This is a genomic window from Burkholderiales bacterium (assembly GCA_035543335.1).
Lineage (GTDB): Bacteria > Pseudomonadota > Gammaproteobacteria > Burkholderiales > JAHFRG01 > JAHFRG01.
Genome location: DASZZH010000026.1, coordinates 70,100 through 87,162, shown reverse-complemented (window position 1 = coordinate 87,162; position 17,063 = coordinate 70,100). Strand labels below are relative to the sequence as shown.

General features: G+C 58.3%; 17 protein-coding genes. 9 read left to right on the top strand and 8 right to left on the bottom strand.

Annotated elements, in window-relative coordinates:
- Positions 1-127 precede the first annotated feature (127 nt).
- A complete protein-coding gene (locus VHE58_07155; GenBank protein ID HVS27057.1) occupies positions 128-298 on the top strand; it encodes a glutathione S-transferase C-terminal domain-containing protein in 171 nt (56 codons plus the stop codon).
- Here VHE58_07155 and VHE58_07150 read toward each other — a convergent pair.
- From VHE58_07150 to VHE58_07135, 4 genes are read right to left on the bottom strand one after another with little or no spacing between them, the layout of a single operon-like run.
- Complete coding sequence (locus VHE58_07150) at positions 295-3,294, bottom strand: valine--tRNA ligase (protein HVS27056.1); 3,000 nt, start codon at positions 3,292-3,294, stop codon at positions 295-297. The genes VHE58_07155 and VHE58_07150 overlap by 4 nt on opposite strands.
- Positions 3,295-3,324: 30 nt before the next feature.
- Positions 3,325-3,738: a hypothetical protein gene (locus tag VHE58_07145; GenBank protein ID HVS27055.1), complete on the bottom strand. Its 414-nt coding sequence runs from the start codon at positions 3,736-3,738 to the stop codon at positions 3,325-3,327.
- Between the two features lie 5 nt (positions 3,739-3,743).
- Positions 3,744-4,178, bottom strand: coding sequence for a DNA polymerase III subunit chi (locus VHE58_07140; protein HVS27054.1), 435 nt, complete (start codon positions 4,176-4,178; stop codon positions 3,744-3,746).
- Positions 4,175-5,665, bottom strand: a complete 1,491-nt coding sequence (locus VHE58_07135; protein ID HVS27053.1) for a leucyl aminopeptidase — start codon at positions 5,663-5,665, stop codon at positions 4,175-4,177. The genes VHE58_07140 and VHE58_07135 overlap by 4 nt, the downstream gene beginning before the upstream one ends.
- Positions 5,666-5,754: 89 nt before the next feature.
- On the opposite strand from VHE58_07135, the gene lptF reads away from it, so the two are divergent.
- The gene (lptF, locus tag VHE58_07130; GenBank protein HVS27052.1) at positions 5,755-6,837 is read left to right on the top strand and encodes an LPS export ABC transporter permease LptF; all 1,083 of its coding nucleotides are present in this window, start codon (positions 5,755-5,757) and stop codon (positions 6,835-6,837) included.
- Complete coding sequence (gene lptG / locus VHE58_07125) at positions 6,834-7,907, top strand: LPS export ABC transporter permease LptG (protein ID HVS27051.1); 1,074 nt, start codon at positions 6,834-6,836, stop codon at positions 7,905-7,907. Before lptF ends, lptG begins: the two co-directional genes overlap by 4 nt.
- A gap of 153 nt (positions 7,908-8,060) precedes the next feature.
- On the opposite strand, the gene VHE58_07120 is transcribed toward lptG, so the two are convergent.
- The 4 genes from VHE58_07120 to VHE58_07105 are packed head-to-tail and all read right to left on the bottom strand — an operon-like array spanning position 8,061 to position 9,763.
- A complete protein-coding gene (locus tag VHE58_07120; GenBank protein HVS27050.1) occupies positions 8,061-8,408 on the bottom strand; it encodes an RDD family protein in 348 nt (115 codons plus the stop codon).
- Positions 8,409-8,421: 13 nt separating this feature from the next.
- Positions 8,422-8,859 carry a DUF3106 domain-containing protein gene (locus tag VHE58_07115; protein HVS27049.1) on the bottom strand — a complete coding sequence of 146 codons (438 nt, stop codon included), beginning with the start codon at positions 8,857-8,859 and terminating at the stop codon, positions 8,422-8,424.
- Positions 8,841-9,200 carry a DUF3619 family protein gene (locus tag VHE58_07110; protein HVS27048.1) on the bottom strand — a complete coding sequence of 120 codons (360 nt, stop codon included), beginning with the start codon at positions 9,198-9,200 and terminating at the stop codon, positions 8,841-8,843. The genes VHE58_07115 and VHE58_07110 overlap by 19 nt, the downstream gene beginning before the upstream one ends.
- Complete coding sequence (locus VHE58_07105; protein HVS27047.1) at positions 9,197-9,763, bottom strand: RNA polymerase sigma factor; 567 nt, start codon at positions 9,761-9,763, stop codon at positions 9,197-9,199. The genes VHE58_07110 and VHE58_07105 overlap by 4 nt, the downstream gene beginning before the upstream one ends.
- A gap of 137 nt (positions 9,764-9,900) precedes the next feature.
- Here VHE58_07105 and VHE58_07100 point away from each other — a divergent pair, with 137 nt between their 5' ends.
- The 6 genes from VHE58_07100 (at position 9,901) to VHE58_07075 (ending at position 16,680) form a co-directional block, all read left to right on the top strand.
- Positions 9,901-11,607 carry an acetolactate synthase 3 catalytic subunit gene (locus tag VHE58_07100; protein ID HVS27046.1) on the top strand — a complete coding sequence of 569 codons (1,707 nt, stop codon included), beginning with the start codon at positions 9,901-9,903 and terminating at the stop codon, positions 11,605-11,607.
- Between the two features lie 97 nt (positions 11,608-11,704).
- Positions 11,705-12,196 carry an acetolactate synthase small subunit gene (ilvN, locus tag VHE58_07095; protein HVS27045.1) on the top strand — a complete coding sequence of 164 codons (492 nt, stop codon included), beginning with the start codon at positions 11,705-11,707 and terminating at the stop codon, positions 12,194-12,196.
- Positions 12,197-12,210: 14 nt separating this feature from the next.
- The gene (ilvC, locus tag VHE58_07090) at positions 12,211-13,227 is read left to right on the top strand and encodes a ketol-acid reductoisomerase (protein HVS27044.1); all 1,017 of its coding nucleotides are present in this window, start codon (positions 12,211-12,213) and stop codon (positions 13,225-13,227) included.
- 105 nt (positions 13,228-13,332) lie between these two features.
- Complete coding sequence (locus VHE58_07085) at positions 13,333-13,980, top strand: phosphatidylserine decarboxylase (protein ID HVS27043.1); 648 nt, start codon at positions 13,333-13,335, stop codon at positions 13,978-13,980.
- Between the two features lie 22 nt (positions 13,981-14,002).
- The gene (pssA, locus tag VHE58_07080; protein HVS27042.1) at positions 14,003-14,794 is read left to right on the top strand and encodes a CDP-diacylglycerol--serine O-phosphatidyltransferase; all 792 of its coding nucleotides are present in this window, start codon (positions 14,003-14,005) and stop codon (positions 14,792-14,794) included.
- 341 nt (positions 14,795-15,135) lie between these two features.
- Positions 15,136-16,680 carry a 2-isopropylmalate synthase gene (locus tag VHE58_07075; GenBank protein HVS27041.1) on the top strand — a complete coding sequence of 515 codons (1,545 nt, stop codon included), beginning with the start codon at positions 15,136-15,138 and terminating at the stop codon, positions 16,678-16,680.
- The last annotated feature ends 383 nt before the right edge of the window (positions 16,681-17,063 follow it).

The window sequence follows — 17,063 nt, the reverse complement described above, 5'->3', positions numbered from 1 at the left end:
CGCATTAAGCGTGCGTTCCAGCCAAACCAACAACGCGCCAGGATTAGCGCGCTTATTGTTACATTTCTTAGAAGTTCTGCAAGTGGAGCCCCTTAACACATCAGGGCAGGAGTTCCGATATTTCCCAATGCCCAGATTTGCCCTGGTTGGAGAGCCGACTGCGCTCGATGCCACCGCTTATGCTTTCCTCGCCAACATCATATTGGTGCCGCTCGATTCAGCGCTCAAGCAACACGCGCTGAAATATCCCCGGCTCGAAGCGTATTGCCGGCGCATGCGCGAAAGATATTATCCTTAGCCTAGTTTTTCCAGTTGCGTGGTGAGTTTTTCCAGCGTCGCGCCGAAGTCGGCGAGGCGCTTTTTTTCCTGTGCGATGACCTGAACGGGCGCGCGCTCGACGAATGCCGGATTGCCGAGCTTGGTTTTCGCCTTGGCGATCTCGCTTTCCTGCCGCGCGATTTCCTTTTTCAACCGCCCGCGCTCGGCGGCGAAGTCGATCTCGATTTTCAGCATGAACCGGTATGTACCCGAGATGACGACAGGTGCATCAGTGTTGGGCAGATTATCTACGATTTGCACCTCGGAAAGCCTTGCCAAGGCCGAGATATACGGACTGATCTGCGCAAGATCGTCTGGAGGGCCTTCCGCAATCATTGCCACACGCCTAGACGGTAGTAAGTTTGCTTCGCTACGTAGGTTCCGGACCGAGTTCGTTAGGCCTTTAAGCAATGCCACAAAATTAAGTACAGTAGCCTGTGGAATTCCATTATTCGGCTTTGGGTATGCTGCGAGCATGATACTTTGCCCACTCCTGCCCGCAAGAGTCGTAATCTTCTGCCACAACTCCTCAGTGATGAAGGGGATAACCGGATGGGCGAGTCGTAATGTGGCTTCTAGTACTCGTACCAACGTGCGCCGCGTACCACGCTGCTGCGCTTCATTTCCCACCTGCAACTGCACTTTTGCTAACTCGACATACCAATCACAGTATTCATCCCAAAGGAACTCATAGATCTCTCGGGCGAGTAGATCGAAGCGGTAGGTTTCGAATCCCTCGATGACACGTGATTCTGCTTGCTGAAGGCGGTAGATGATCCATTCATCTACGAACGATAGTTCAATGGGTTTGATGTCGTCCTGCCCGCAGTCCTTACCCTCGCAGTTCATGAGTACGAAGCGCGCGGCGTTCCACAGTTTGTTGCAGAAGTTGCGGTAACCCTCACAACGGTTGAGGTCGAAGTTAAGTGTGCGCGCGAAGCTGGCCAGTGAGGCGAAGGTGAAACGCAACGCATCCGCGCCGTAAGAGGGGATGCCGTTCGGGTAATGGTTGCGGATGTATTTCTCGATTTTTTCTTTGTGCTCAGTGCGCAGCAAGCCGACTGTCGATTTCGCCAGCAGCTCATCGAGCGTGATGCCGTCTATCAGATCGAGCGGGTCAAGCGTGTTGCCTTTCGACTTCGACATCTTCTGGCCTTCGGCGTCGCGCACGATGGCGTTGATGTAGACGTGGCGGAACGGCACTTTATCGGTGAAATGCAGCGTCATCATGATCATCCGCGCCACCCAGAAGAAAATGATGTCGAAGCCGGTGACCAGCACCGAAGAAGGCAGAAAGAGGTCGAGGTCTTTTGTTTTTTCAGGCCAACCGAGGGAAGTAAAGGGCACCAAGGCGGAGGAGAACCATGTATCGAGCACGTCGGGATCGCGCACAAGCTTTTTACCACCGGCCTTTTTCGCCGCTTCTGCTTTGTTGCGAGCAACGTAAACATTCCCATCTTCGTCATACCATGCCGGTATCTGGTGCCCCCACCACAGTTGCCGCGAGATGCACCAGTCTTGAATGTTTTCCAGCCATTGGTTGTAAGTGGAGACCCAGTGCTCGGGGTAGAACTTCACCTCGCCCTTTGCGACCGCCTCGAGGCCGGATTTCGCCAGCCCGTCCATCGTCACAAACCATTGATCCGTTAGCATCGGCTCGACGATGACGCCGGTGCGTCCCGAGCGCGGCACGCGCAGCTTGTAGGGTTTTTCTGAGACCAAAAGGCCTTGAGCCTTAAGGTCGGCGACGATGAGCTTACGTGCTTCAAACCGATCAAGAGTCCAGTACTTGGACGGAATGCCGATATCTTGTGCTAGAGGTTGTGTTCCGACGGGTCCGGTTTTGCCGCCAGACTGCCTTGGTGCTACGTAGTTTTGCCACCGTTCGCCCGCAGCTGGAATCGAGTTGTCGATTACTTTGGCTTCCAAAGTAAAAATCGAGAAAAGCGGGGACAAACTATCGCGGTGTCGCTCCCAGACCCTGTAGTCATTGAAATCATGTCCTGGCGTGATCTTTACACATCCAGTCCCGAATTCCGGATCCACGTACTCGTCCGCGATCACCGGGATGCTGCGGCCGGTGAGAGGCAGCTTGACGCGTTTGCCGACGAGGGATTTGTAGCGGTTATCTCCTGGGTTGACCGCTACCGCGACGTCGCCCAGCATGGTTTCCGGCCGCGTTGTCGCCACCACCACGCCCTTGCCGCCGCCATCGAGCGGGTAGTGGATTTCCCAGAGTTTGCCGTCTTCTTCTTCGCTGTCCACTTCCAGGTCGGACACCGCGGTGCCGAGCACCGGGTCCCAGTTGACCAGCCGCTTGCCGCGATAGATCAGCCCTTGTTCGTAAAGCCGCACGAACACCTCGATGACTGCGCGTGACATGCGCTCGTCCATCGTGAAGTAGCCCGCGTGCTGGCCATCAGTGCTTGCGTAATCCCAGTTGCCGGAGACGCCGAGCCGGCGCATCTGGCGCGTGATGGCCGAGCCGGATTGCTGCTTCCATTGCCACACGCGCTCGACGAATTTTTCCCGCCCCAGATCGCGGCGGGTCTTGTTTTCCATTTCGAGTTGGCGCTCGACCACAATTTGCGTGGCGATGCCGGCATGGTCTGTTCCCATCACCCAGTTCACCTTGTCGCCGCGCATGCGGTGGTAACGGATGAGGATATCCATCAGCGTCTGCTGGAACGCATGCCCCATGTGCAGCGTGCCGGTGACATTAGGCGGTGGAAGCTGGATGCAATACGCCTGCTCCGTGGGCGGCGCGTCTAGTTTGTCAGCTGCGTTGTCGCCGGTTCGCCGTGCTTCGTGCACTGTCTCGCCGGCTCCTCCTTGCTTTCGTGTATCCGCAGCCGCCGACGGTGCAGGCGGGGTGGATTGGTCTGAGGTTCGATGGCGAAAATAGCCGCGCTTTTCCCATTCCGGATACCAACGGCTTTCTATGCCATGCGGGTCAAAACTCTTGGCGAGTTCCATTGGATGAAAAAGTGATGCGAAAAGCAGCGATTATACCTTGCGCTTTTCAGTGACGGGGGAAGATTGAATGAGTTTTTGATGGTGCTCAAGCTGCGCGTCGAGCGCGTGGGCGACGGCATCGTCCACCATGGCTTTGATAGTGTTCTTGAGCTCGGCGAGCATGGCGTCAAGCATCTGTTCCATCCTGCCCGTCAATTGCGGCCTCAGATGCTGTTGCAATTCGTTGTCGATGCGGCTGTCCAGGTTTTGCAGCACGCGCTGGTAGATTTGAATCGCCAGTGCTTCCACCTGCTCCGGGGTCAAAGCGGCGAGTCCGGCCTGGCCCGGGCCCGGCTTGGCGGCGGTGGCAATCACGTCGGTGAGCGTGGGAATTTCATTGTCCAGCGCGCGGTGTTTTTTTATCAGCGCGTTCATTTTGGAGAGGAGGTCGTCTTGCTCCGGCATAGGCGTTATAACTCCGCCGCAGTTTTGCTGAGATCGTGATGACGAATGTCGTAACCGCGGTCGCGGTAGAAGCGGTAACGGTCGCGGCCCGCCTGACTGTCCGCCTTATCGAGGCCCACGATTTCAATCAGACGCTGGAAACGGCTGAAAAACGGCGGCCACTCGGGATGGAGATTCAGCAGCACCTGATCGTGCGGCAGCGGCTCGGAGTGATGATCGATGATGACCGGTGTTTCCTGAGCCAGCGGGTCAGTGGCGCGGCAGTGCGGGATGAAGCTGATTGCGGGATAACACCACATTAACCGGTCAAGCTTTTCCGTGGTTTCGGCGTCGGCGGCGTAAATCATCACGCGCAGGCCTTTTTCCAGCGCCTTGGCGCTCAAGCTGCACGCCACCTGCAGCTTGTTTTCGACATGAGTGTAAAAATCAATCTCAGTCATGCTTTGCTTGCCCGGCTCATCAAAAATTGAGTGAGCAGGGGCACCGGACGGCCGGTTGCGCCCTTGTCCCTGCCCGATTTCCACGCCGTGCCGGCGATGTCGAGATGCGCCCAAGCGTATTTCTTGGTGAAGCGCGAGAGGAAACACGCGGCTGTCACGCTGCCGGCGGGGCGCCCGCCGATGTTGGCCATGTCGGCGAAATTACTTTTGAGCTGCTCCTGGTAATCGTCCCACAGCGGCATGTGCCAGGCGCGGTCGTGCGCAACCTCGCCGGCTTTGAGCAACTCGCGCGCCAAAGATTCATCGTTGCTGTAAAGGCCGGAAGCGACATGGCCGAGCGCAATCACGCACGCGCCGGTGAGCGTGGCGATGTCCACCACTACCGCCGGATCAAAGCGCTCGGCATAAGTGAGCGCATCGCACAGAATCAGCCGCCCCTCGGCGTCGGTATTGAGAATCTCGATGGTCTGCCCCGACATGCTGGTGACGATGTCGCCCGGACGGCTGGCGTTGCCTCCCGGCATGTTTTCGGTGGTGGGAATGATGCCGACCACATTAAGCGGCAGCCGCATCTGCGCCACCGCCTTGATTGAGCCCAGCACGCTCGCCGCGCCGCACATGTCGAATTTCATTTCGTCCATTTCCGCCGCGGGCTTGATCGAGATGCCGCCGGTATCGAAAGTAATGCCTTTGCCGACTAGCACGACGGGTTTTTGTTTTTTGGCTGTCCCGTGGTATTGCAGCACGATGAGCTTGGGCGGCTGGTGGCTGCCGCGCGCGACTGAGAGCAGCGAACCCATGCCGAGTTTTTCCATGTCCCTGCGCTCCAGCACTTTCGCCTTGAGCTTGTGGGTTTTGGCGAGCTGCAGCGCCTGTTGCGCGAGATAGGTGGGGGTGCAGATATTGGGCGGCAGGTTCCCCAAATCGCGAGTGAGCTGGATGCCCTCGGCGACGGCGATTCCCTGTTTCAGCGCAGCTTCGGCGCGGGCAAAGTCCTTGCGCTCCACCATCAAGCTCAACTTCGAAAGCGTTTTTTTGCTTTCTTCACTCTTGCTTTTCAAGCGGTCGAAGCGATAAACGGCATCGCGCACATGCAGCGCCGCTTGCAGGGTTTTCCACGCCGTGTCGTGTTTTTTGACCGGCAATTCAGTGAAAAACAACGCCGCTTCAGCAGCCCCGGTTTCGTTGAGCGCCTTCACCGCCGCGCGCAGCGCATCGAAATACGACTGTTCCTTGAAATCCGCTTCCCGGCCCAAGCCCACCAGCAGCACGCGCTCGGCCGCCACGCCCGGCACGTTGTGCAAAAGCAGGGTGGAGCCGGATTTGCCTTGCATGTCGCCTCGGCGCAGGATACGCTCAAGATAGCCACCGGACGCACGGTCAACCGCAGCGGCGGCTAGTGAAAGCTTGCGCGGCGCATAAACTCCAAGCACCGTACAGTGGGCGGCCTGCTTTTCCGGGGCGCTTGTTTTTATGCTAAATTCCACACTTTGCTCCTTCTTTCGCAAAAGATTTTCCAAAAACACGTGTTACACCGCATTATCCACAGAGTTTTTGTGAAAAGTCAAAAGCCAATATGATTTTCCGCCGTGTCCTGCTGCGGGAATTCACCGACATCGCGCTGGTCGTGTTCGTGATCCTGTTCGCCATCGTTCTGGTGACGCAGCTGGTGCGCTTCCTCGGCGCCGCCGCGAGCGGCGCGGTGGCGCCCGAAGGCGTGATCGCGCTTTTGGGTTTTCGCGCCATTTACTACCTGCCGGTATTACTGGCGCTGACGCTGTTTATTTCGGTGTTGTTGAGTTTGACCCGCAGCTACCGCGATTCGGAGATGATCGTGTGGTTCAGTTCCGGCATCAGCATTGCCGCGTGGATCCGTCCGGTGACGGTGTTTGCCGTGCCGATGACGGCGGTGATTGCGGTATTGAGCCTGTTTCTTTCGCCGTGGGCTTTCGGCAAAGGCGAGGAATACCGCCATCAGCTCGACAGCCGCGATGATGTGGCGACGGCCACGCCCGGTGTGTTCCGCGAATCCAGGCAGGCGGACCGCGTGTATTTTGTGGGAAGCGCCGCGGGGGAGGGGGATACCGTTTCCGATATTTTCGTGAGCTCGGTGCAGCACCAGCAGCTGGGCACCATAGTGGCGAAAAACGGCTATCAGGAAACGCGCGAGAACGGCGACCGCTTCCTGGTGCTGTTGCATGGCCAGCGCTACGAAGGGCCGCCCGGCTCCCCCGAATACAAAATCACGGATTTCGACAAATACGAAATGCGCATCGAGCCGTATGAGGCGAAACAGGAAGCGCCGCAGGGGCGTGCGACGTCCACACTCGATCTGCTGCGCGAAGGCAGCCCGGCGAGCCTCGCCGAATTCGTCTGGCGCGCCGGGCTGCCGATCAGCGCCCTGATTCTGGCTTTGCTCGCGGTGCCGTTAAGCTTCGTCAACCCAAGCGTCGGGCGCTCCTTCAACCTGATTCTGGCGCTCGCGGTGTATATGCTCTACAGCAATTCTCTCAGCATCGCCCGCGGGCTGGTGGCACAGCAGAAAATCAACCTCGCGCTGGGTTTCTGGGGAGTGCATATCTTCATGCTGGCGGTGCTCGCCCTGTTGTTTTACCGGCGGCTCAAGGTGACGCCGCTGTTGCGCTTCTTCAAGCAATGAGGATAATCAACCGTTTTCTCAGGCAGCACATTTTCGGCAGCACGCTGCTGGTGTTTGCTGCTCTGCTTGGGCTGTTTGCGCTGCTTGATTTGATTCACGAGCTGGGCGACTTGGGCCAAGCCAATTACCGTCTGCAGCACATTCTGCTCTACGTGCTGTTGAGCGTGCCCGGCCACATCTACGAGCTTTTCCCCATCGCGGCGCTGATCGGCACGCTGCTGGCGCTGGCGCAACTGGTGATCCATTCCGAATACACCGTGATACGCGTCTCGGGTGTCTCCGCGCGCGACATGGTGTTGTCGCTGATGCAGACCGGTCTGGTGTTCGTCGTGCTGACGTTTGTGACCGGCGAATTCATCGCCCCGGTGACTGAGCGCGCGGCGCAGCAACTGCGCCTCAGGGCGCTGAAAACCGTGGTGGCGCAGGAATTCCGCTCCGGGCTGTGGGTGAAGGATGAAAGGAGCTTTATCAATGTTGCGCAGATCCTGCCCGACACCACGCTGCTGGGCGTGCGCATTTTCGAATTCGATCCGGAACGGCACTTGCGCGCCATCAGTTACGCGCAAAAGGGCGATTACGTGAAGGACAACCAGTGGCGCCTGCACAATGTGGTGCAGACCCGCTTCGATGACAAACGCGCCACGGTGAACTCAATCGCAGAGGCCAACTGGTTTTCTGTGCTGAACCCGAACATTCTCAACGTGCTGCTGGTGGTGCCGGAGCAGATGTCGGCGTGGAACCTTTATGTCTATACGCAGCACTTGCGTGAGAACAACCAGAAGACGCAGCGCCATGATTTGGCGCTGTGGACCAAGATCACTTACCCGCTGGCGGCGCTAGTGATGATGGTGCTGGCGCTGCCGTTTGCCCAGTACCAGCGGCGCACCGGCGGCATCAGCGCCAGGATTTTCGCCGGCATCATGCTCGGCCTGGGCTTTCATTTTTTGAACAAGCTGTTCGCTCACCTGGGTTTGTTGAATGACTGGCCGCCGTTCGTTTCGGCAATGGCCCCGACGCTGCTGTTTCTCGCGGGCGGGATGGCGATGCTGTGGTGGGTCGAAAGGCGGTGAAGAGTGAAAAGCAAACAGTGAAGAGTGAACAGTGAACAGTTAAGGCGAAGCCTGGATGTTGGGTTTGCTCTCAACTCTCAACTCTTAACTCTTAACTATTCTTGTTCCCGCCAGCCGGTCGTGCAGAAACTGGCGGTCGCGGTCGAACCAAGCTCAGAGCAATCCACATCCCGCCAGGCCGATTCCCAAAACCGCCAGCACAAAGCGCAGTAATGCTTGCCTCAGTGTAAGCGGCAGGCCGCTTGCGCTCAATACCCGGATGCGCCAGATTTTCATCGCCAGTGTTTGCCCCCCGCGCGTCCAGCACCAGGCGAAATAAGCGAAAGCCACTGCCAGCAAAAAAGCTCGCAGCAGCGCTTGCGGCAAAAAGGGGGTTGCGTCAGGCACGATCAGGGTGAACAGGGCGCCCGCCGCCCACAGCACCGCAGCCAGGAGCAACGCTTCATAGAAGAGGCTGGCCAGGCGGCGGCGCAGGCTGGCGGCAGGGAAAGTATCCGGCAAAGGAAAGCCCGACTTAACGCGCAGGCTGGGGGGCAAAAGGGGCAGGTGTGTCGGCAGGCGCTTGAGGCGCTGTTTGGCGATTACGCTCTTCCTGGTATTGGTGCCATTTTTTCTTGATTTCCTGCCGCTTTTCCGGGGGTAGCTGCTTCATGTTCTTGAATTTCTCGCGCGCCTGCTGACGTTCCTGCGGCGTGAGTTTCGCCCATTCGCGCATGCGCAGCTGCAGCCGCTGCTGCTGTTCCGGGGTCATTTTCGGGTAGCGCTCGGCGATTCCAATCCATTTCTTGCGCCGCTGCGGTTCCATATTGTTCCACTCCGGTTCGAGCGGGGCAAGAATCTGCTTTTGCTGGGGCGTGAGCTCCGTCCAGGCGGGTGCTTTGGTGCCAGCGGGCGCGGCAAAAGCGGTGGAGAAGAAGCATAGCAGTATCACTGTTAAGAGCGATTTAGCCATGCCTCAAAGTCCTTGTCGAGATAAGCGTTGATTGGTAGGTCGTCGGTCAGCAGATGCAAGTCGATTTCCGCAAAATCGCTGCTTTGCTGCAGATTTTGCCAGTAAATTGCTCCGCCCAGGCCGGCCAACAGCACCGCGAGCGGCAGCAGAAACTTCACGCTCAGCATCGAGCCAGACCAGGAAACAGAACCGCCCCACGCCCAGCCCGAGGCTTTGGGATGGTATTTTTCCAGTGCGTTGCGGCGTGCAGACTGTAAGCGGTAGAGCATGCCCGGCTTGAGTTGGTCCACCCCGCGCTCCAGATGGCGGGCGATTTGGCTGCCCAATTCTTGTTCGTTCATAATTCCACTCCTCGTTGCTTCAAGATTGCGGCCAGGGTGTGGGTGGCCCTGGAACAATGCGTTTTAACGCTGCCTTCCGAACAACCCATGACGGCGGCAGTCTCGGCGACATCCATATCTTCCCAATAACGCAGGAGAAACGCCTGGCGTTGACGCGCTGGCAGAGTCTCCAGCGCTTGTTCAATAATAGCAACGGTTTGCCCCTGTTCAAGCCGTTCCAAGGGGCCTCTCCCCTCGTTCGAACTGTCAGCCGGGCGCAGGGTTTCGAGGGGATCGTGCTCCTCGTCCGCATCGCCCGGAGTGAGGGCGGATACCAGGGTGGTCCAGAGATTCCGGACTTTTTGCCGGCGGTAGTAGTCGCGGATGGTGTTTTGCAGGATGCGCTGGAACAACATCGGCAATTCCGCCGGCGGCTTGCCGGCGTATTTTTCCGCAAGCTTCAGCATCGAGTCCTGGACAATGTCGAGCGCGGCTTCTTCGTCGCGCACCGCGAACAGCGCCTGCTTGAAAGCGCGGCGTTCCACTTCCGCCAGAAAATCGGAGAGTTCCTGATAGGTAGCCAGTTAATTCAACCTTGCGAGAAGAGGTGAGCGCAGCCTGCAGTGCGCCAATCGCGCCGTCGCGGGCATTTTGCACTTGACCAAAAATCGGCTACACGGTAGTGTTTAAGATTCTTCAAGTTATTTAGCGGCTTAAGGCGATGGAACTGACGGGCGCAGAGATTGTAGTGCGTTGCCTGCAGGAAGAAAAGATCGAGCATATTTTCGGCTACCCCGGCGGCGCGGTGCTGTTTATATACGACGAGCTCTTCAAGCAGGACAAGGTCAAGCATATCCTGGTGCGGCATGAGCAGGGTGCGGTGCATGCCGCCGACGGCTATTCCCGTTCCTCCAATAAAATCGGGGTGTGTCTCGTCACGTCCGGTCCCGGCGTGACCAATGCGGTGACCGGCATTGCCACCGCCTACATGGATTCGATCCCCCTGATCATTATCACCGGCCAGGTGCCGACTCACGCCATCGGGCTCGACGCATTCCAGGAATGCGACACTGTGGGCATCACCCGTCCCTGCGTCAAGCACAATTTCCTGGTGAAGGACGTGAAAAACCTGGCCGTCACCATCAAAAAGGCATTTTACCTCGCCACCACCGGTCGCCCCGGCCCGGTGCTGGTGGATATCCCGAAGGATGTGACGCAGCACAAATGTGAGTTTGAGTACCCGGAAACCGTCAGCATGCGCTCCTACAAACCGGTGACCAAGGGGCATTCCGGGCAGATCAAGAAAGCGGTGCAGCTGCTGATGGAAGCCAAGCGCCCGATGATCTATACCGGCGGCGGGGTGATTCTCAACGATGCCGCCAAGGAATTGACGCGCCTGGTGCGCCTGCTCGGGTTCCCCTGCACTAATACGCTGATGGGCTTGGGCGGTTATCCGGCGACCGACCCGCTGTTTGTCGGCATGCTGGGCATGCACGGTACCTATGAGGCCAACATGGCGATGCAGCATTGCGACGTGCTGCTCGCGATCGGCGCGCGCTTCGACGACCGCGTGATCGGCAACCCCAAGCATTTCTACGATCCCAACCGCCGAATTGTCCACATCGACATCGATCCTTCCTCGATTTCCAAGCGCGTGAAAGTGGACGTGCCGATCGTCGGCAACGTCAAAGACGTGCTCGAGGAAATGACCAAGCTGCTCGAAACCTCGAAAGAGCGGCCGGATGCCGCGGCGATCAAGGCCTGGTGGGCGCAGATCCAGCAGTGGAAATCCAGGGACTGCCTGAAATACGACCGCGCCAGCGCCATCATCAAGCCACAGTTCGTGCTGGAAAAACTTTATGAAGTTACCAAGGGAGAGGCGTTTGTGACTTCGGACGTCGGCCAGCACCAGATGTGGGCCGCGCAGTTTTACAAGTTCGACAAGCCCAAGCGCTGGATCAATTCCGGCGGGCTGGGCACCATGGGTTTCGGCCTGCCCGCGGCGATGGGCGCGCAGCTTGCCAATGCCGGAGCGACGGTGGCGTGCGTCACCGGAGAAGCCAGCATCCAGATGTGCATCCAGGAGCTTTCCACCTGCAAGCAGTACCGGCTCCCGATCAAAGTCGTGAACGTCAATAACCGCTACATGGGCATGGTGCGGCAATGGCAGCAGTTTTTCCACGGCAACCGCTACTCGGAATCCTACATGGATGCGCTTCCTGATTTTGTAAAGCTCGCCGAGAGCTACGGCCATGTCGGCATGAAAATCGAGAAGCCTTCCGATGTCGAGCCGGCGCTCAAGGAAGCGTTCAGGCGCAAGGATGACCTGGTGTTCATGGATTTCATCACCGACCAGTCGGAAAATGTCTACCCGATGGTGGCCGCCGGCAAGGGCATTTCCGAAATGATCCTGGCGGAAGACCTTTAAAACGCAGTTTGGTGTTGAGTGTTGGGGGTTGAGTGAAACCCATCTGACGCGCATCACACTCAACGCCGAACGCCTGACACTTAACGCTTAGCTGAAAATGCGGCATATTCTTTCTTTGCTTTTGGAAAACGAGGCGGGCGCGCTGTCCCGCGTCGCCGGGCTGTTTTCCGCGCGCGGCTACAACATCGAGTCGCTCACCGTGGCGCCCACCGAAGATTCCACTCTCTCGCGCATGACCATCGTCACCACCGGTTCGGATGATGTGATTGAGCAGATTACCAAGCAACTGAACAAACTAGTGGAAGTGGTGAAGGTGGTGGATCTGAACGATGGCGAGCATATCGAGCGCGAATTGATGCTGGTGAAGGTGCGCGCGGCGGGCAAAGACCGCGAGGAGATGAAGCGCATGGCCGACATCTTCCGCGGCCGCATCATCGACGTCACCGACAAGTCCTACACCATCGAACTCACCGGGCCGGGGGTTAAGCTTGACGCCTTTCTCCAGGCCCTGGAGCACGGTGCGATACTGGAGACGGTGCGCACCGGCGCTTCCGGCATCGGCCGCGGCGAACGCATACTTAAAGTCTAGCTCAAGAGGAAAACATGAAAGTCTATTACGACAAGGATGCCAATTTATCCCTCATCAAGGGGAAAAAAATCACCATCGTCGGCTACGGATCGCAAGGTCACGCGCACGCCAACAACCTGCAGGATTCGGGCGTGAAAGTGACGGTGGGTTTGCGCAAGGGCGGCGCGTCCTGGGATAAGGCGAAAAAAGCCGGACTGCAAGTCAAGGCAGTCGGCGAGGCGGTGAAGGGCGCGGATGTGGTGATGATTCTGCTTCCCGACGAGAGCCATGCGCAGGTGTACCGCGACGACATCGAGCCCAACATCAAAAAGGGCGCCGCGCTGGCGTTCGCGCACGGTTTCAACATCCACTTCGGCCAGATCGAGCCGCGCGCCGACCTCGATGTGATCATGATCGCGCCTAAAGGGCCGGGGCATCTGGTGCGCTCGACTTATACCCAGGGCGGCGGTGTGCCGTCGTTGATCGCGGTACACCGCGACGCGTCCCGCAAAGCGCGCGACATTGCGCTGTCTTACGCAGCGGCCATCGGCGCAGCGCGCGCCGGCGTGATTGAAACGACGTTCCGCGAGGAATGCGAAACCGATTTGTTTGGCGAACAGGTGGTACTGTGCGGCGGCCTCACCGCGCTGATTCAGGCCGGTTTCGAGACGCTAGTGGAAGCGGGCTATGCGCCGGAAATGGCGTATTTCGAATGCTTGCACGAAGTGAAGCTCATCGTCGACCTGATTTACGAAGGCGGCATTGCCAACATGCGTTACTCGATTTCCAACACGGCGGAATACGGCGACTTCACCCGCGGACCGCGCATCATCAACGACAAGACCCGCGCCGAAATGAAAAAGATCCTCAAGGATATCCAGAGCGGGCAGTTTGCCAAGGAATTCATCCTGGAAAACCGCGCCGGCATGCCCACGCTCAAGGCCATGCGCCGCATCGCCGCCCAGCACCCCATCGAGCAGGTGGGCGGGAAATTGCGCAGCATGATGCCATGGATCAAAAAGAACAAATTAGTGGATCAGTCTAGAAACTAATTGAAAGTTGAGTGTTCGGGGTTTGGAGTTGAGAGTGAAATAATGGAGCTGACGTTGGTTTTGCACTCAACACTCAACACTCAACACTCAACACTGAACTCGCCTATGGATTACCCCCATCCCCTCATCGCCCGCGAAGGCTGGCCTTTTCTGGCGGCATCAGTGATTGTTTCCGTGTTGGTCGTTCTGTTTGCCGGCTGGTTGTGGTCGGCGCCGTTCTGGCTCGCGAGTCTTTTCATCCTGCAATTTTTCCGCGATCCGCCGCGCAATGTCCCCGGCGACGGCTATACTGTAGTATCGCCGGCGGACGGCCGCATCGTCGCAGTGGAGCGCTGCCAGGATCCTTATTTGCAGCGTGACGCGCTCAAGGTCAGCGTGTTCATGAATGTGTTCAACGCGCATTCCAACCGCAGCCCGGTAGACGGGGTGGTGGAAAAGGATTGGCATCATACCGGCAAGTTCATCAACGCGGCGCTCTCAAAGGCATCGGTGGATAATGAGCGCAAGGCACTGTGGCTTAAAACGGTAAACGGTTTTGACGTGACCTGCGTGCAGGTTGCAGGATTGATTGCCAGGCGCATACTCTGTTACGTCAAAAGCGGCGATGCGCTGGTGCGCGGCCAGCGCTACGGCTTCATCCGCTTTGGCTCGAGGGTGGACGTGTATCTGCCGCTGGATGCCACGGTGAGAGCCGGCATTGGCGAGAAAGTGTACGCAGCGGAAACGGTGCTGGCGGAATTGCCGAAGAGATAGCCCGAAGAGGTAAGCCGTGGAAATGTACGATCCGGAACGACCGAACAAGTGGCTGCTGAGAGGAAAGCTTCCCAGGCGCGGCATTTATTTGCTGCCGAACCTCTTTACCACCGCGGCCTTGTTTGCGGGTTTTTATTCCATCGTGCAGGCGATGAACGGCCGCTTCGAGTATTCCGCCATCGGTATTTTTGTGGCGATGGTGCTTGACGGGCTGGATGGCAGGGTGGCGCGGCTCACCCACACCCAGAGCGCGTTTGGCGCCGAGTACGACAGCCTCTCCGACATGGTCTCGTTCGGTGCGGCCCCGGCCCTGGTGTCTTACGTCTGGGCGCTGCAGGGCATGGGCAGACTCGGCTGGATCGCCGCTTTCATTTACTGCGCGGGAGCGGCGCTCAGGCTGGCGCGCTTCAATACGAATCTTGAAGTGGCGGACAAACGTTTCTTTCAGGGACTGCCCAGTCCGGCGGCGGCGGCGCTGATTGCGGGCTTGGTGTGGGTGATGAACGATTATCAGGTAAAAGGGGGCGACGTGCGCTGGCTGGCCTGGGGGGTGACGGTGTTCGCGGGCCTCTCCATGGTGAGCAACATCCGCTATTACAGTTTCAGGGACATCAATTTGCGCCGCAGCGTGCCGTTCGTGTTCATGCTGTTCCTGGTGATGTCGTTCGTGCTGATTTCCGTGGATCCGCCCATCGTGCTCTTCAGTGGTTTCGTCGGCTACGCGCTGTCCGGCTATGTTATGTGGTTCTGGGAACTGAGAAAGAACAAACCTGTTGCCAGCGCTTCCTCCGGGGATAAATCACTGCCCCATTAAGGTGTAGTCGGTCAATTGGGTCAGAATAGGCCGTTCGTCCTGAGCTTGTCGAAGGGGAACGGCCGTTCATGGTTCGACAGGCTCACCACGAACGGCTTCTAACTGACCCGTCACCCATTAAGCCCGCTTCTTGCATATTCGCCCAAAAGGCATTATATTTCCTGCACCATGAGTTCCATTTGCAGCATTAGCTTAGTTTCCCGCCTTGCCGGCATTCTGCTGGCAGGTCTGCTGCTGCGCCTCGCGCGCTAAACACACTCTTTTCCATCATTTAGTTATGAATTCCCGGGAACGCTTGAAAGCGGTTCCTGCATCGCAATTTCCAGCATTCGGAGACGGACATGAAAGAACGATTGATTGTTTTTGACACCACTTTGCGCGACGGCGAGCAAAGCCCCGGCGCCTCGATGACACGCGAGGAGAAGGTGCGCATTGCGCGGCAGCTCGAGCGCATGCGCGTGGATGTGATTGAAGCCGGGTTCCCGGCGGCGAGCAACGGCGACTTCGAGTCGGTGCGGGCGGTCGCCAACACCATCAAGGACAGCACGGTGTGCGGCCTGGCGCGCGCCATCGAAAGCGATATTGCGCGTGCCGGCGAGGCGCTCAAGGGCGCGGCAAGTCCGCGCGTTCACACCTTCATCGCCACTTCGCCGATTCACATGCAGAAAAAATTGCGCATGACGCCGGACCAAGTGCTGGAGCAGGCGGTGAAAGCGGTTAAATGGGCGCGCCAGTACACCGATAATGTGGAATTTTCGCCGGAAGACGCCGGGCGTTCGGAAGTGGATTATCTTTGCCGCGTGCTGGAGGCGGTCATAGAAGCCGGCGCCACCACGCTCAACATTCCCGACACGGTGGGCTACAACGTGCCGCAGCAGTTCGGGAACCTCATCAAGCAATTGCGCGAGCGCGTACCCAATTCCGACAAGGTGGTTTTTTCGGTGCACTGCCACAACGACCTTGGGCTCGCGGTCGCCAATTCGCTGGCCGCGGTATTGCAAGGGGCGCGTCAGGTGGAGTGCACCATCAACGGCCTGGGCGAGCGCGCCGGCAACGCCGCGCTGGAGGAAATCGTCATGACGGTGCGCACCCGCCAGGATATTTTCCCGTGCGATACGCGCATCGACACCACCCAGATTGTTCCGGCGAGCCGCCTGGTGGCGGGCATCACCGGTTTCACCGTGCAGCCCAATAAAGCCATAGTCGGCGCCAACGCGTTTGCGCATGAATCCGGCATCCATCAGGACGGGGTGCTGAAGAGCCGCGAGACCTACGAAATCATGCGCGCCGAGGATGTGGGCTGGGGCGCCAACAAACTGGTTTTGGGCAAGCATTCCGGGCGCAGTGCGTTCAAGAACCGCTTGCACGAACTCGGCATCGAGCTTGAATCCGAGGACGCGGTGAACGCCGCGTTTGTGCGCTTCAAGGAGCTTGCTGACAAGAAGCATGAAATCTTCGACGAGGATTTGCAGGCGCTGGTTTCCCAAGAGGCGGCGGCGCATGTGCAGGAGCATTTCAAGCTGGTGTCGCTCAAAGCGCATTCGGAAACCGGCAAACAGCCTTATGCCAGCGTGGTGATCACCGAAGCAGGCAAGGAGCGGCGCGCCGAATCGCACGGCAGTGGTCCGGTGGATGCTTCGTTCAAGGCGATCGAAAGCATCGCCAAAAGCGGCACCGAGCTGCAGCTTTTTTCAGTCAACAACATCACTACCGGCACCGAGTCGCAGGGCGAGGTGACGGTGCGGCTCTCCAAGGGCGGGCGCATTGTCAATGGCCTGGGCGCGGATACCGATATCGTGGTCGCTTCGGTGAAAGCTTATCTGAGCGCGCTCAATAAATTGCACAGCAAACTGGAGAGAATCAACCCGCAGGCAATGACGGTTTGATTTGGCTGGCCGGTAGAGCCTGTACTGAGTCCTAGCGACCGTTCGCCCTGAGCCCGTCGAAGGGAGCGAGTCGATGAGCGCGAACGCTCAGGACAGGCTTGTCGAAGGAGTGAGGGGAAAACCCAAATTCATAGGTGGGCGGCCGCGACATGGTCAGCGAAGCTTGGGGTGCGGGAGCGGCCGCATAAGCCTCGGCTAACAGTGTTTCTTTCAGCCCTGCTCCTCGTCTCCGCACAAAGCTGCGCTCACCGTGATCCGAGGCGCACCGGCGGCTGGTTACTTTCTCTTGCGCGGCCAAAAGAAAATTACCAAAGAAAAGGCGATCTCGGCTCGCCGCCCCTAAGGGATAGCCACTGTGACACGGTCGGCGAAGCCTGGGGTGC

Bases quoted from the DNA above. Each gene is read 5' to 3' on its own strand.
- VHE58_07100 (HVS27046.1), top strand. From the start codon at position 9,901: ATGGAACTGACGGGCGCAGAGATTGTAGTGCGTTGCCTGCAGGAAGAA.
- VHE58_07110 (HVS27048.1), bottom strand. From the start codon at position 9,200: ATGAACGAACAAGAATTGGGCAGCCAAATCGCCCGCCATCTGGAGCGC.
- ilvN (HVS27045.1), top strand. From the start codon at position 11,705: ATGCGGCATATTCTTTCTTTGCTTTTGGAAAACGAGGCGGGCGCGCTG.
- VHE58_07150 (HVS27056.1), bottom strand. From the start codon at position 3,294: ATGGAACTCGCCAAGAGTTTTGACCCGCATGGCATAGAAAGCCGTTGG.
- lptG (HVS27051.1), top strand. From the start codon at position 6,834: ATGAGGATAATCAACCGTTTTCTCAGGCAGCACATTTTCGGCAGCACG.
- pssA (HVS27042.1), top strand. From the start codon at position 14,003: ATGTACGATCCGGAACGACCGAACAAGTGGCTGCTGAGAGGAAAGCTT.
- lptF (HVS27052.1), top strand. From the start codon at position 5,755: ATGATTTTCCGCCGTGTCCTGCTGCGGGAATTCACCGACATCGCGCTG.
- VHE58_07155 (HVS27057.1), top strand. From the start codon at position 128: ATGCCCAGATTTGCCCTGGTTGGAGAGCCGACTGCGCTCGATGCCACC.
- VHE58_07115 (HVS27049.1), bottom strand. From the start codon at position 8,859: ATGGCTAAATCGCTCTTAACAGTGATACTGCTATGCTTCTTCTCCACC.
- ilvC (HVS27044.1), top strand. From the start codon at position 12,211: ATGAAAGTCTATTACGACAAGGATGCCAATTTATCCCTCATCAAGGGG.
- VHE58_07145 (HVS27055.1), bottom strand. From the start codon at position 3,738: ATGCCGGAGCAAGACGACCTCCTCTCCAAAATGAACGCGCTGATAAAA.
- VHE58_07140 (HVS27054.1), bottom strand. From the start codon at position 4,178: ATGACTGAGATTGATTTTTACACTCATGTCGAAAACAAGCTGCAGGTG.
- VHE58_07085 (HVS27043.1), top strand. From the start codon at position 13,333: ATGGATTACCCCCATCCCCTCATCGCCCGCGAAGGCTGGCCTTTTCTG.
- VHE58_07075 (HVS27041.1), top strand. From the start codon at position 15,136: ATGAAAGAACGATTGATTGTTTTTGACACCACTTTGCGCGACGGCGAG.